The organism is Staphylococcus sp. HMSC062H10 (genome assembly GCF_001836945.1).
GTDB lineage: Bacteria > Bacillota > Bacilli > Staphylococcales > Staphylococcaceae > Staphylococcus > Staphylococcus aureus.
On sequence record NZ_KV830972.1, the window covers coordinates 611,337 to 626,314 of the forward strand.

Consider the following 14,978-nt stretch of genomic DNA (forward strand, 5'->3'; position numbering starts at 1 on the left):
TTATATAATTAACATTGCATCGCCAAAACTAAAGAATCTATATTCTAAATTTACTGCCGTTTTATAAGCATTCAGAACATTTTCACGAGTACTAAACGCTGATACTAGCATAACTAATGTTGATTTTGGTAAATGAAAATTAGTAATCTGGCCATCAATTGCTTTAAAATCAAATCCTGGATAAATAAATATATTAGTCCAGCCACTCGTTTCAACAAATTTATCATAATCGCGTCGAATTGTTTCAAGTGTACGTGTTGAAGTTGTACCAACTGATATAATACGATGTCCTTTGGACTTAGTATCATTTAATAAATTAGCTGTTTCTTGTGTCATTTGATAATATTCACTATGCATTTCGTGGTCATTCACATCGTCGACGCTCACCGGTCTAAACGTACCTAATCCAACATGTAATGTAACAAATGCGATATTAACACCTTTATTTTTAATTTCAGTTAATAACTCATCAGTAAAATGTAATCCGGCTGTTGGTGCTGCCGCTGAACCACTTTCTTTAGCGTAAACTGTTTGATAACGATCTGGATCATCTAAACGTTCTTTGATGTATGGTGGCAGTGGCATTTCCCCTAATTCATCTAATCTTTCTTGTAAAATACCTTCATAATGTAAACGCATGATGCGTCCACCTTGATCCATTTCTTTTATACATTCAGCTATAATTTTGCCATTACCAAAATTCAATTTATTACCAACTTTAATACGCTTAGCTGGTTTCAGTAAGACTTCCCAATCATTACCTTCAATTTGAGTTAGCATTAACATTTCAACTTTTGCACCAGTTTCTTCTTTTAAACCAAAAAGTCTAGCTGGCATTACTCGCGTATCGTTAAGCACTAATGTATCACCAGGTCTAAAATACTCAATGATATCTTTGAAATGTAAATGTTTCATTTCACCAGTTTCTCTATCCATGACTAATAAACGACTATGATCACGATCTTTTAAAGGCGTTTGAGCAATTAATGATTCTGGTAAGTCATAGTCAAATTCTTCAATATTCACGTTATTCTCTCTCCTCATTCGACTTTGCAAAATGTTCATAAGCTAATGGTGTTGCTTTTCTGCCACGTGGCGTACGTTCTAAAAAGCCTTTCTGAATAAGAAATGGCTCATAAACGTCCTCAATTGTAATACGTTCTTCGCCAATTGTTACGGCAATCGTATCTAAACCAACAGGCCCACCATTATACTGCTTAATAATACAGTTCATCATTTTATGATCAATGTAATCTAGTCCGTGTTGATCAACTTGAAGTAAACCTAATGCGTGCTTTGTTGTTTCAATGTATATTTGTTCATCTTCATTCACTTGCTGGAAGTCTCTTACCCGTTTCAATAGTCGATTTGCAACTCTTGGAGTCCCTCTAGAACGTTTAGCAAGTTCAATAGCACTTTCATCATCAATACCTGTGCCCAAAACCTCAGCTGTTCTAATAATGATTTCTTTTAAATCTGATTCATTATAATATTCTAATCTTAAGTGCACACCAAATCGATCCCTTAGTGGACCTGTTAAGCTACCAGCTCGAGTTGTTGCACCTACCAAAGTGAATGGAGGTAAGTCGATACGGATACTTCTAGCCTCATCGCCTTTACCAATGATAATATCTAAAAAGAAATCTTCCATTGCAGGGTATAACACTTCTTCAACAACACTACTCAGTCTGTGTATTTCATCAATAAACAAAACATCTCCAGGTTGAAGTCCTGATAAAATTGCAGCCAAATCACCAGGTCTTTCTAATGAAGGCCCTGATACTGTACGTATATTAACTTCCATTTCATTGGCAATGATATTAGATAATGTTGTCTTACCTAATCCAGGGGGGCCAAAAAGCAATACATGATCTAATGGTTCATGACGAAGTTTAGCCGCTTTAATAAATACTTCTAAATTACTTTTTATTGAATTTTGACCAATATATTGTCGTAATCTCGTAGGTCTAAGCGACAATTCGAAATCAGTTTCTTCACTATGCATTGATTGATCAACCATACGCTCATTCATGACAACACTTCCCCTATTAATCTATTTAAAATTAAGATACAACTAATTGAAGACCTGCCTTAACAGCTTCATCAACTGAGTCATATTTATTTTTATTTAACGTTTTCTCAACTTTTGCAAGCTCTCGTTTAGAATAACCTAATGCTTCTAACGCTAACATTGCTTCTTGCACGAATTGATCTTGCACCGTCGATGTAGCGTCTACTTGTAATAATGAATCGCTATCTTCTTCAGTGATTTTCACTTTACCTTTTAAATCTAAGACAATCTGTCTTGCCGTTTTCTTACCAATTCCTGGGAATTTAGTTAAATACGTATCATTTTCATTTTCAATGGCACGTTTTACTTCATTAGGCGTACTTGTCGCTAAAATAGCTAAAGCTGATTTCGGACCAATACCAGTAACTTTAATTAAACTCAAGAACATATCTTTCTCTTCTTCACTACTAAATCCATACAATAATTGTGCATCTTCACGAACAATTAAAGATGTATGAATTAAAACTTCATGATCTAGATGCTTTTGAAAACGATAAGAATTTGGTGTTTGAATTTCATAACCAACACCAGCAGTTTCAACAACTACGTGTGTAGGATATAAATGTGTTAACTTACCTTTGACATACGCGTACATTATAGGCACATCCTTACATACTCATACTAATTAATTCTACTTTTGATACATAATCTAAATTTCTCAAAGCGCCAATAACATCTTCTACTGAAGTTTCTTTAGATTTAGCATTCAGTGATAATGTTATTGTTGCTTTTTCTTCCATTGGAATACTTTGATGAATCGTTAATACAGATAGTTCTAACTTTGATATAACATCTAGTACACGTGCCAACATACCCACAATATCAGTTACATATAAAATTAATGTAAATTCTCGATGGTCAAGCATTTTATCGTCTACTGGAAATATCGTTTCTCTATATTTATAAAAAGCACTTCTAGATAGATCAAACTGTTTAACAGCATCATAAATGGACAATGTCGGATCACTTTTTAAGGCATCTTTAATCTTCAATGTTTTAACCACGGATTCAGGCAAGACATCTTCTCTAATTAAATAAAACTTTTTATAATCTTTATTGTCCATCATGTTACGCTCCTATTCAACGAATTCAAATTCTCCTCCAAGAATTCTAACGATATCACCATTTTTACAACCACGTTCTCTAAGCGCATCATCAATACCCATCGAACGCATTTGACGAGCAAATCGACGTACTGCTGGATCACTGTTAAAGTCAGTCATTTTAAACATTCTTTCAATAGCATTACCACTTACCACATAAGCACCATCATCATCTCTTGAAATTGTAAATTTATCTTGTGACGGTGTATGTTTATATAATACTCGGTTAATGCCAACCGACTCCTCTTCTTCAACTGTGAAGTCAACATCTTTATATTCTTCTAATTTATCTGCTATTGCATATAATAATTGATCAATATTATCACGCGTTATTGTTGAAACTGGAATAACTGGCACATCTTCGCCAATTTCTTCTTTAAACAAGATTAAATTATCTTGTGATTCAGGTAAATCCATCTTGTTAGCTACTACGATTTGGGGTCTATCTTCTAAACGTTGCTCGTACGCGGCTAATTCTTGATTAATGACTTTATAATCTTCAATAGGTTCTCTACCTTCAGAACCGCTCATATCAATCATGTGAACAATAACTTTTGTTCTCTCTACATGTCTTAAAAATTGATGTCCTAATCCAACGCCATCAGATGCACCTTCAATTAAACCTGGTAAATCTGCCATAACAAAACTTCGTTGATCAGGTGTTGAAACAACACCTAGATTTGGTTTAATCGTTGTAAAATGATATGCCCCAATTTTAGGCTTAGCTTTTGAAACGATAGATAATAAAGTCGATTTACCCACACTAGGGAAACCTACTAATCCTACATCAGCTAATAATTTCAATTCTAAAGATACATCTAATTCCTCACCTGGTTCACCTTTTTCGCTGAAGTCAGGTGCAGGGTTTCTAGGTGTTGCAAAACGTGAATTACCTCGGCCACCTCGACCACCCTTCGCTACTACAGCTCTTTGACCATCTTCAACAAGATCAGCTAACACTTCGTCTGTTTCAACATTTTTAATAATTGTACCAGGTGGAACTTTTAATACTAAGTCTTCCGCATTTTTACCATGCATATTACTACTTTGGCCATTTTCACCTTTGCTTGCTTTAAAATGACGTTGATATCTAAAATCTAATAACGTTCTTAAACCTTCATCCACTTCAAATACGACTGAAGCACCTTTACCACCGTCACCGCCAGCTGGTCCACCAAATGGTACATATTTTTCTCTTCTGTATGCGGTAATACCATTACCACCATCACCGGCTTTAAGAGATATTTTGACTTGATCGACAAACATATATCTCACCTCTTTTACATATAATTTTCATTTTCCCAATAATTATAGCATATTAGAGCCCCTTATATATTGTAAATAATTAGGGGCTCTTATGCAGTTGCTTTTATAAATCTTTGCTTTAAAATACTTATATTTCTCAGCACCAATTGTGGTACAGTTTATTCTTTAAACGCTGCAACTGTAATCCTTTTAGCCCCTTATATATTGTAAATAATTAGGGGTTCTTATGCAGTTGCTTTTAAGTATAACGTCTAAAATTCCCATTTTTTAATAACAAAATGAAAATAATAATGAAAAACGTTTTATAAAAAGTAAAAAACACCAGAAGATTCACTTCTGGTGTTAACTAGACAAAATTATTCAGCTACTGCATATACAGAAACTTGTTTTTTGTCGCGACCTTTACGTTCGAATTTAACAACGCCGTCGATTTTAGCGAATAATGTATCATCGCCACCACGACCTACATTTTCACCAGGGTAAATTTTAGTACCACGTTGGCGATATAAAATTGAACCACCTGTTACGAATTGACCGTCAGCACGTTTAGCACCTAAGCGTTTTGATTCAGAGTCACGTCCGTTTTTTGTAGAACTTACCCCTTTTTTAGATGCGAAGAATTGTAAGTTTAATTTTAACATCGGAATGCACCTCACTTATAATTTAATCTAATATTCTCATTATATTCTTCTTCAATAGTTTGTAAAGACACAAGCATTGTTTGAAGAATTAGTTGCGCTTCATCGTTATTTGTATCAACGCTTCTTATATGAAAATGACCACCATTGTCGTCATAATTGATATCTGGTCTCTCAGATGTCAATCCTATAATCGCATTAACACTACCAAACAATACAGCTGAAGCTCCAGCACAAACGATATCATGACCATATTCACCATGGTCAGCATGGCCATCCATAATAACGTCTGTTACTTTGCCTTCATCATTAACTGTAATATCAACAGTAATCATAATAATTATGCGTTGATTTTATCGATTGTTAATTTAGTGTATGGTTGACGATGGCCTTTTTTACGTTTTGAATTTTTACGACGTTTGTATGTGAATACAGTGATTTTTTTACCGCGACCTTGTTTATTAACAGTAGCAGTAACTGTTGCACCTTCAACTGTTGGCGCTCCAACTTTAACTGAATCTCCACCTACAAATAATACTTTATCAAATGTAAAAGTATCTCCTTCGTTTACGTCTAATTTTTCAACGAAGATTTCTTGACCTTCTTCTACTTTGATTTGTTTTCCACCTGTTTCAATAATAGCAAACATACTTTGCACCTCCTGTATAATAAGTCACGCCATACATAGGTGACATTTCGTTATTGAGTCAAGCGTTTGCACTCTACGTTGTTTCGGTCGTAACTCGAGTCATTTATAAAAATAAACTCTTCTCGTTTCTTCCTTCAGCGTCTTGATTGACAATCGCTTTCTTCATTAAAAATGTTCTTGAACCTATATTTGAGCGGTTGTATGTAGCTACTTATAACTACTCAACTATTGCATCTTACCATTGACGACGTTTCATGTCAATGTCATTGTTTGTTTTTTTAAGGAACTTTATAATCAACGGATAAAGCATGATCAACAGTACAAAATTCATAATTAATGTTGGCAATAATCTAAAGACTACAAAATGAATAATATCAAATTGAATGAATCCTAACATACCGTATATTAATGCCACATAGACTTCTAATAATAAGGTGCTGGCTAATATAATAACGAATAACATCGAATGATCTTTGTAAAAAATTTTAAAGAATCGATCTATAAGTGCTAAAAACAATATATAGCCAAATAAGTACACTCCATAAATACTACCAAAGTATACATCAGTCATTACGCCTAAAAATATGCTGAGCAATAATGATACGCCAAAGCCACGATACACTACCATCATTAAAATATACATAAATGTAAGGTGTGGTACAAATACAAGTTCAAACTTACCTATGTGCATTGGAATAAGAAGCCCAATTGCAGTATCTATATAAAATAGTAAAATACCTATCAAAAAATAATACAGTGTACGCATTATTTATCCCTGCTTTCATCATCAGGAATTGTTTTAGGATCTCTTTTTGCAACATAAACATGACTCAAATCTGTTAAGTCTGCACCAGTCTTAACCCTAACTTCTTTAGCTAAGCCGTATTGATCATTTTGAACCTTAGTCACTTCTCCTATATATAAATTACTTGGTAGTTGATCAGCTAATCCACTTGTAACGACTTTATCACCTTTTGAGATATTATCTCTATTATTAATATCACTAATTACAAGTTCTGAGTTCTTTTCATCATAACGATCAATTAAGCCAAATATATTTTTAGAACCGTGTTGTATATTTACAGATAATTTACCCGCACGTGTATTAGTTGAGATTAAATCAACTTGTGAAGAAAATTTATTAACTTTAGTAACTCTTCCAACAAAACCTTGTGATGTCATCACAGCCATATTTGAAGTTATACCTGATTTAGATCCCTTATCAATTACAATTGTATTCATCCACTGATCTGGATTTCTTGCTAAAACTGTAGTAGAAATAGGATCAAATTTTGAAATATCTTTTAAATCAAGCTCTTTTTTTAATTTTTCATTTTCCGCTTCTAATTGTTGGTTCTTAGATTCTAACTGGCTAATCTTATTTTTAGATTCTTTAGAATCTCCTTTTTTAAAAAAGTCCCCAATCGTACCAGCAACAAAATTAACTGGATAACTCACAACTCGTTGTCCAAAAGACACAGAATCACCTATATATTGTTCAGGAGGTGATTGAGATTGTGAACGTATGGACAGCCCAATTAATGCAATAAAAACGATAATTGCACATAAAACAACAATTAATTTGTTATTTTTAAAAAACTTAAGCACCCAGAACACCTCTATTATGTCAAAATATTGTATATCCTTTTCTATTTTATATTACTCCCATTATGAAATAAAGCACTAACTACGAATTACTTTGAAAATGAACAACTCCGTAAAAAAATTGTAGCATTTTAAAAACAAAAAACTACTAGCAAACATTCCAGTCACTAGTAGTTTAAATAATCGATTTAAATTTTAAAATTATCTGTTTGTATCGTTCGAGGATTCACTGTTCGAATTCTGAAGTTGTTTCCAACGTGCGAATAAGTTCTGGGCCTTTTGTTGTTCATTAGCTTGTTTCTGTTTTGATTGTTCTGCCATTTGAACTACACCAACCTTTTAAATTTATTCTAGTGACAGGATAACTAAAATATATTTCTTATGCAATAAATTCCTATTGATAAGCATTTTCAGGTTTTAGTTGTAAATTTTGCCCTAATTCATTTAAGTCTTGTTGCATTTCAAATTCAGTATTGTAGACACGCATTGACTCATCTCCAAATTTATAAAGAATAAATTCGTCTCCTCTTTGACCTATAATATATTGATCATTATAAGCCATGCGATTCATTCCAGACACAGCCATAAACTCTTGTTTATCTATCATTTTAAATACATTTTTAATTTGGCTTAATGGTACATTCTTTATTAAATCATTTTCTTTTAATGAATATTTCTCACCACTTACATAAACATGTTGGGCATCATTAGTGGGTTGCGTAACTTGATTCATTTGATCATTATCGTGATTTACAGGATTCCAATCTTGTTCTTTTAAAAAAGGTGCGTATTTCAAGGCGATATAAACAATTATCACAATTGCTATTACTGCTATAATGTTTTTAATCATACTAAATATCAATCTCATAGTTCGCCTCCAATGTCTTCATCTAATTATATATTTTATTATGTATATTTTCCTCAGTCTTCAGCCTTAATCATGATATATCTTAGGACTGATGCACGTTCATTTAAAATGGCTTATAATTTTGTTATGATTTAAAAGCGTATGAGGAGGTTTGTAGCATTGAGTATACTAACAATTATTTTAATAGCACTATTAGTCATCCTCCTTTTTAGAGTTGGACTTTCTATTTTGCGATTTTTAATTTATGTCGGACTTGTTTTATTATGTATTTACTTAGGATATCAAGGTTTAATTTGGTTGCTCGATTTTTTTCAAATAAATAGTGGATTTTTACCACACTTTCAATTTAACAATTAAATTTATTCTGCATAACAAAACTCCTAATGTACTAGTTTAGAATTTTTAACTAGTTCCACATTAGGAGTTTAATTAGTTTTCAAGCACGTATACTACTTGATGAACAGATTACTATTACTTACGCCCAAATGCGTTAGATAAAAATCGTATCAGCGCGTAGCTACCACTTAGTAAAAGGCCCCAAACGATTCCAGTAAAAATTGAGCCTATTGCTACACTTAATAAAGGAAAAGCTTGTTTCGTAACAATCACACCTGCTAACGCCGTTACTAAAATACCTACCGTAGATAAAGCTAATGTTATTAATAGATTGCGCTTTGTTACAGGTTCATTTTTAATATTTAACTGCATGGTATAAACCATTGGCACGAGAACCCCGATAATAATAAATAGAGTCACTATTTTTCCTCCAATGAAAGTACTTCGTAGGTATTATACACAAGATACGTCATTAATTCTATCAACTTCAATCATTTTCATCAAAGTAACCCGCTTCTACAAGACTGGTAAATCTATTATCACCGATTATAATATGATCCAATAAATCTATCCCTAAAATCAAACCACACTCCTTCAATCTTATTGTTGTTATGATATCTTCTTGTGATGGCGTTACATCACCGGATGGATGATTATGAACTGCGATGATTGCATTGGCATTTTCTCTCACTGCAATACTAAAAATTTCACGTGGATGTACAATCGAACTATTTAATGTACCTTTAAAAACACAGGTTTCTTTAATCACTACATTTTTTTAATTTAACAATAAAATGACAAAATGTTCTTGTGTTAAATCTTTCATTGTTGGAATCATATAATCAGCAACATCACTTGGTTGCGTTATTTTTATACGATTATTTTCAGCTCTTCTCCCCATCCTTTCCCCTAACTCAAATGCTGCTTTTAATGTAATTGCTTTTTGTAATCCAATCCCTTTAACTTGTATCAAATCGTTAATTGAAGATTTTTTCAATTCATTCAGATTCGAAGCAGATTTAAGCAGTTCATTACTAATGTCAATACTCGAGAATCCTTTTCTTCCGGTGTTAATTAATATAGCTAATAATTCTGTATTCGAAAGACTTTTTGCACCATGGCTTAACAAACGTTCTCTTGGCATTTCTGAAGTTACCATTTCTTTAATTTTCAAAAATATACGCCTCCTAAAAATTGATGGATATCATTATAAAAAAGTGAATTGATAAAAAAGGAAATAAATATAAATGGAACAAGGGGTAATAGTTTAATCGGCTTAAATATCATGGTAATTAAAGCAACTAAACCAGCAATGACAAATGTAAATAAAATGACATAAATAGTGAATTGAAGAGGGAAAAACAAAGAAAGTGCAGATATTAGTAAAACGTCACCATAACCAATATATGCCCGAAATAAAAAGTAGAATATATGCGTGGTCATACTAATAATGATAAAAGCTACTGGATAAATAATACTTAACGAAAGAGAAACGATACAATAAATTATAATTAAGCGACAATCTAACATTAAAGAAGTGATATCGGTCATAGTAAAAATAAGCAGAAAAACATATGTAGTTATAAATAGCGTAGCATTTACGTATGTGAAATCATACATAATAAAGACGATAGGTATTAAAGCAAAGGTTTCCCAAAAGAAATGTGTTAGCGAAATACGCTTATGACAGTTTCGACATCGCCCCTTTAATAATAAAAAACTAATAATCGGCATTAATTCATACCATTTGAGTGATGAATTACAATAATCACATTTCGATCTTCTATGTAAATAATTAAATGACGTTTCTTCAATAGATATAAATTGATATAGAAAACTAAAAATACAACTGCAACTATAAGATAACAATACTACCAAATGACAACCTCCTTATGTAAATTATAGTTACTTATTACCAAAATATAAATATACACTATTTTCCAAATATTGAACCTCTTTTTCATTTAAATTTTTCAATATTACTAAGCATAATTGATGGATACTTTAACAGCCCATTACTGCTCGGCAAATTTAATAATGGAAAGAAATTAAACCTTATAAACACATACGATTTAGAGCATAAAAAATAACCATGAAGCTACCTATTGATTAAATAGATTCTTCATGGCTATTTTAGTTTTAGTTTTATAATGATTCAAAGTCTAATTTTGATTTAACTTCACTTATGAAGTACAGACTACCGGTAATTACTAATGTATCACCTTGATAATTTTTTATAAATTCTACGTAGTCATCTACTAATTGTATATCGTCATTTTCAATACTACCTACAATTTCTTCTTTACGTAACGCTTTCGGAAAATCAAATTCAGTTGCATAAAACGTATGCGCAATTAAACTTAAATGTTTGACCATCTCGTTAATCGGTTTTCCGTTTATTGCTGAGAACAAAATATCTACTTTTTCTTTATCATGGTACTGTTTAATTGTATCAATTAGAGCATCTATACTCTCTGAATTATGTGCGCCATCCAAAATGATTAAAGGTTTGTCATGCACCTGCTCAATACGTCCAGTCCAACGAACTGATTCAATACCGTCTATCATCTTATTGAAATCTAATTCAATTAATCCTTGTTCATTTAATTCAATAAGAGCTGTTATGGCTAATGCAGCATTTTGTTTCTGATGTTCACCTAACATACTTAAAATGATTGTTTCTAATTCATAATCTTTATAACGGTAAGTAAATTCATCACTTTGCGATACAACAACAATTTCTCTATCTAATTCAATTGGCTTTGCATGTTGTTCAATTGCGCGTTCACGAACATACTTTAATGCATCGTCATTTTTAACAGCATATATCACTGGAACGTTAGGCTTTATAATCGCGCCTTTATCCCTAGCAATATCTAGATAAGTACCACCTAAAATATCTGTATGGTCTAGTCCGATACTAGTTAAGATTGATAAAATCGGTGTAAAGACATTTGTCGAATCGTTCTTTATACCCAATCCAGCCTCAACAATGACAAAATCAACAGGATGTATTTCACCAAAATATAAAAACATCATCGCTGTGATTATTTCGAATTCAGTTGCAACACCTAAATCTGTTTCACGTTCCATCATTTCACTTACTGGTTTAATACGTGATACTAATTCTACAATAGCGTCATTTGATATTGGCACACCATTTAGACTAATTCGTTCATTAAATGTCTCAATAAACGGCGACGTAAATGTACCTACTTCATAACCATTTTCAACTAAAGCTGTTCTAAGGTAAGCAACTGTAGACCCTTTACCATTTGTGCCACCTACATGAATACCCTTAATGTTATTTTGAGGATTATTAAATTTTGCTAGCATCCATTCCATACGTTTAACACCTGGTTTGATGCCAAATTTAGTTCTTTCGTGTATCCAATACAAGCTCTCTAGGTAATTCATTGTTACTAACTCCTATGCTTTTAATTGTTCAATTCTTGCCTTCACACCATCATATTTTTCTTGATAATCTTGTTTTTTACGTTTTTCTTCATTTATAACCTTTTCAGGTGCTTTACTTACAAAGTTTTCATTAGAGAGCTTTTTATCTACTCTATCTAATTCGCTTTGAAGTTTAGCTAATTCTTTTTCCAAACGGCTGATTTCCTTATCCATATCAATTAGCCCTTCTAATGGTAATACCACTTTACCTGCAATTACAACTGATGTCATTGCTTTCTCAGGAATTTCCACGTCAGTGCTAATATTTAATGTACTAGTATTACAGAATTTGATTAAATAATCTTTGTTTTGTGATAAAGTTGTTTCAATTTCTTTATCTTTAGCTTGAATTAAAATAGGTATTTCTTTAGACAATGGCGTATTTACTTCTACACGTGATTGTCTTACAGATTTAATGATTTCAACAAGTTGTTGCATTGTTTGTTTACTTTCTTCAAAAATCAATGATTCACGCACTACTGGCCATGAAGCTTTAACAATTGTGTCACCTTCATGTGGTAAACTTTGCCATATTTTCTCTGTTACAAATGGCATGAATGGATGTAGCATTCTCATAATATTGTCTAAAGTATAACTCAATACTGAACGTGTAACTTGTTTTTGTTCTTCATCATTACCATTCATTGGAATTTTACTCATTTCAATGTACCAATCACAGAAATCATCCCAAATGAAATTATATAATGCTCGTCCAACTTCACCGAATTCATATTTGTCACTTAGATCAGTAACTGTTGCAATCGTTTCATTTAAACGTGTTAGAATCCATTTATCTGCTAATGATAAGTTACCACTTAAATCGATATCTTCAACTTTAAAGTCTTCACCGATATTCATTAAACTGAAACGTGCCCCATTCCAGATTTTATTGATAAAGTTCCACACTGACTCAACCTTTTCAGTTGAGTATCTTAAATCATGTCCTGGAGATGAACCCGTTGCTAAGAAGTAACGCAAGCTATCAGCACCGTATTCGTCAATAACATCCATTGGATCCACACCATTACCTAATGATTTACTCATCTTACGCCCGTCTTCAGCACGAACTAAGCCGTGTAATAACACATCATTAAATGGACGACGATCTGTAAATTCTAAGCCTTGGAATATCATGCGTGCTACCCAGAAAAAGATAATATCGTAACCTGTAACTAAGGCATTTGTTGGGTAGTATCGTTTAAAGTCTTCGCTTTCTAAATCAGGCCAACCTAACGTAGAGAAAGGCCATAAAGCACTTGAGAACCACGTATCTAATACATCTTCATCTTGTTGCCAATTTTCAATATCAGTTGGCGCTTCTTCTCCAACATATATTTCGCCTGTTTCTTTATGATACCAAGCCGGAATTTGATGACCCCACCATAATTGTCTTGAAATCGTCCAATCTCTAATATTTTCCATCCATTGGTTAAATGTATGTTCGAAACGTTGCGGATAAAAATCAATACGATCATCTGTTTTTTGATTATCTAATGAACGTTTCGCTAAGTCTTCCATGCGCACAAACCATTGCGTTGATAAATATGGCTCAACAACAGCGCCAGATCGTTCTGAATGACCTACAGAATGAACATGATCTTCAATCTTGATAACTAAATCTTGTTCTTTTAAATCTTCAACTAGCTGTTTACGACAATCAAAGCGGTCCATACCTTCGTATTTTCCAGCTTTGTTGTTCATTTTACCATTTTCATCCATAACGATAATATTTTCTAATTGATGTCTTTGACCAATTTCAAAATCATTAGGGTCATGTGCTGGTGTCACTTTCATAGCACCAGAACCGAAGTCTATATCAACATACTCATCTGCTAAAATAGGCAGTTCGCGTCCTACGATTGGTAATATAACAGTTTTACCGATTACATCTTTGTATCGTTCGTCATTAGGGTTAACAACAATCGCTGTATCACCTAACATCGTTTCTGGTCTTGTTGTTGCAATTTCAATAAAACCTTCACCATCAGCGTAAGGATATTTAAAATGATAAAACGCACCTTGAACATCTTCATGTATTACTTCAATATCAGATAAAGCTGTACGTGCTTTAGGATCCCAATTTATAATACGTTCGCCACGATAAATAATTCCTTTATTGTATAAATCAACAAAAACTTTTTTAACTGCTTTACTTAAACCTTCATCTAAAGTAAAACGTTCTCTACTATAATCTAAACCTAGACCTAATTTAGCCCATTGCGCACGAATAAATGACGCATACTCTTCTTTCCAATCCCATGCCTGTTCTAAAAACTTTTCACGACCAAGATCATATCTAGTTATTCCTTGTTCATTTAATTTAGCTTCTACCTTTGCCTGTGTCGCGATACCAGCATGATCCATACCTGGTAAGTATAACGTATCGTATCCTTGCATACGTTTCATACGTGTAATGATATCTTGTAAAGTTGTATCCCATGCATGTCCTAAATGTAATTTACCAGTTACATTTGGTGGCGGGATAACAATTGTATATGTTTCTTTTGATTTATCTTCTGACGGTTTAAAATAACCATTCTTTACCCATTCTTCATAACGTCCCGCTTCAACTTCACGAGGATCATATTTTGGTTTCATTTCCATTTGCTATACCTCCTAAAAAAATAAAAAATATCCATCCTATATACAAATAGGACGGATATTCCGTGGTACCACCTATATTCAAGAAGGATGATTAATATCAAATTCACTCTTTTAACATGATTGGAATAATCATACCAATACTATCATCGTGAAATTTGAAATGCTTCATCTCTTCAAGCACTCTAGATTATGATTAACGCTCAAACACGTCTTAGCCTACTATTAATCACGTTCAGCTAAGATACTCTGTGGGCTACCTTCAGTAAAAATCATTTACATACTCACACCAAATCATATGCTCTCTTTAAAATAATTTGAACTTACTCTTCCCAAATCCTATATTAAACTCTTAACTTATAGTATAATGATTGACAAAATAAGT

At 32.8% G+C, this 14,978-nt stretch carries 17 protein-coding genes, 1 pseudogene and 2 other annotated features; of the genes and pseudogenes, 1 reads left to right on the forward strand and 17 read right to left on the reverse strand.

Translation table 11 applies throughout. From position 1 onward, the window contains the following. From queA to HMPREF2658_RS05670, 12 genes are all read right to left on the reverse strand, one after another. A complete protein-coding gene (gene queA / locus HMPREF2658_RS05615; RefSeq protein WP_001019180.1) occupies positions 1-1,026 on the reverse strand; it encodes a tRNA preQ1(34) S-adenosylmethionine ribosyltransferase-isomerase QueA in 1,026 nt (341 codons plus the stop codon). Between the two features lies 1 nt (position 1,027). Next, on the reverse strand, positions 1,028-2,032 hold the full coding sequence (gene ruvB, locus HMPREF2658_RS05620; RefSeq protein WP_001005764.1) for a Holliday junction branch migration DNA helicase RuvB: 1,005 nt from the start codon (positions 2,030-2,032) through the stop codon (positions 1,028-1,030). Between the two features lie 31 nt (positions 2,033-2,063). Next, on the reverse strand, positions 2,064-2,666 hold the full coding sequence (gene ruvA / locus HMPREF2658_RS05625) for a Holliday junction branch migration protein RuvA (protein WP_000271547.1): 603 nt from the start codon (positions 2,664-2,666) through the stop codon (positions 2,064-2,066). 13 nt (positions 2,667-2,679) lie between these two features. Beyond that, positions 2,680-3,135, reverse strand: coding sequence for an ACT domain-containing protein (locus HMPREF2658_RS05630; protein WP_000368902.1), 456 nt, complete (start codon positions 3,133-3,135; stop codon positions 2,680-2,682). Between the two features lie 12 nt (positions 3,136-3,147). Beyond that, positions 3,148-4,440, reverse strand: coding sequence for a GTPase ObgE (obgE, locus tag HMPREF2658_RS05635; RefSeq protein ID WP_000496098.1), 1,293 nt, complete (start codon positions 4,438-4,440; stop codon positions 3,148-3,150). A gap of 356 nt (positions 4,441-4,796) precedes the next feature. Further along, positions 4,797-5,081 carry a 50S ribosomal protein L27 gene (rpmA, locus tag HMPREF2658_RS05640; protein WP_000916187.1) on the reverse strand — a complete coding sequence of 95 codons (285 nt, stop codon included), beginning with the start codon at positions 5,079-5,081 and terminating at the stop codon, positions 4,797-4,799. Between the two features lie 11 nt (positions 5,082-5,092). Then, a complete protein-coding gene (locus HMPREF2658_RS05645; RefSeq protein ID WP_000633692.1) occupies positions 5,093-5,413 on the reverse strand; it encodes a ribosomal-processing cysteine protease Prp in 321 nt (106 codons plus the stop codon). A 5-nt stretch (positions 5,414-5,418) separates the two neighbouring features. Next, positions 5,419-5,727, reverse strand: a complete 309-nt coding sequence (gene rplU / locus HMPREF2658_RS05650) for a 50S ribosomal protein L21 (protein WP_000457386.1) — start codon at positions 5,725-5,727, stop codon at positions 5,419-5,421. Positions 5,728-5,739: 12 nt separating this feature from the next. Continuing rightward, positions 5,740-5,936, reverse strand: a sequence feature (ribosomal protein L21 leader region). Between the two features lie 26 nt (positions 5,937-5,962). After that, entirely contained in the window at positions 5,963-6,493 is a 531-nt protein-coding gene (mreD, locus tag HMPREF2658_RS05655) for a rod shape-determining protein MreD (protein ID WP_001259927.1), read from the reverse strand. Beyond that, on the reverse strand, positions 6,493-7,335 hold the full coding sequence (mreC, locus tag HMPREF2658_RS05660; RefSeq protein ID WP_000911041.1) for a rod shape-determining protein MreC: 843 nt from the start codon (positions 7,333-7,335) through the stop codon (positions 6,493-6,495). The genes mreD and mreC overlap by 1 nt, the downstream gene beginning before the upstream one ends. Positions 7,336-7,533: 198 nt before the next feature. After that, positions 7,534-7,653 carry a hypothetical protein gene (locus HMPREF2658_RS05665; protein ID WP_000840600.1) on the reverse strand — a complete coding sequence of 40 codons (120 nt, stop codon included), beginning with the start codon at positions 7,651-7,653 and terminating at the stop codon, positions 7,534-7,536. Positions 7,654-7,726: 73 nt separating this feature from the next. Continuing rightward, on the reverse strand, positions 7,727-8,200 hold the full coding sequence (locus HMPREF2658_RS05670) for a DUF4930 family protein (protein WP_001236734.1): 474 nt from the start codon (positions 8,198-8,200) through the stop codon (positions 7,727-7,729). A 159-nt stretch (positions 8,201-8,359) separates the two neighbouring features. Between HMPREF2658_RS05670 and HMPREF2658_RS05675 the strand changes: the two genes are divergently transcribed. After that, the gene (locus HMPREF2658_RS05675; protein ID WP_000025835.1) at positions 8,360-8,557 is read left to right on the forward strand and encodes a hypothetical protein; all 198 of its coding nucleotides are present in this window, start codon (positions 8,360-8,362) and stop codon (positions 8,555-8,557) included. Positions 8,558-8,671: 114 nt separating this feature from the next. On the opposite strand, the gene HMPREF2658_RS05680 is transcribed toward HMPREF2658_RS05675, so the two are convergent. From HMPREF2658_RS05680 to HMPREF2658_RS05705, 5 genes and pseudogenes are all read right to left on the reverse strand, one after another. Then, on the reverse strand, positions 8,672-8,956 hold the full coding sequence (locus HMPREF2658_RS05680; protein ID WP_000171863.1) for a hypothetical protein: 285 nt from the start codon (positions 8,954-8,956) through the stop codon (positions 8,672-8,674). A gap of 67 nt (positions 8,957-9,023) precedes the next feature. Next, positions 9,024-9,710, reverse strand: a pseudogene (radC, locus tag HMPREF2658_RS05685) (DNA repair protein RadC). After that, positions 9,707-10,414, reverse strand: coding sequence for a prepilin peptidase (locus HMPREF2658_RS05690; RefSeq protein WP_000261126.1), 708 nt, complete (start codon positions 10,412-10,414; stop codon positions 9,707-9,709). The pseudogene radC and the gene HMPREF2658_RS05690 overlap by 4 nt, the downstream one beginning before the upstream one ends. Positions 10,415-10,681: 267 nt before the next feature. Beyond that, complete coding sequence (locus HMPREF2658_RS05700; protein WP_001108332.1) at positions 10,682-11,953, reverse strand: bifunctional folylpolyglutamate synthase/dihydrofolate synthase; 1,272 nt, start codon at positions 11,951-11,953, stop codon at positions 10,682-10,684. A gap of 12 nt (positions 11,954-11,965) precedes the next feature. Further along, complete coding sequence (locus HMPREF2658_RS05705) at positions 11,966-14,596, reverse strand: valine--tRNA ligase (protein WP_054194570.1); 2,631 nt, start codon at positions 14,594-14,596, stop codon at positions 11,966-11,968. 44 nt (positions 14,597-14,640) lie between these two features. Then, positions 14,641-14,942, reverse strand: a binding site (T-box leader). Positions 14,943-14,978 lie beyond the last annotated feature (36 nt).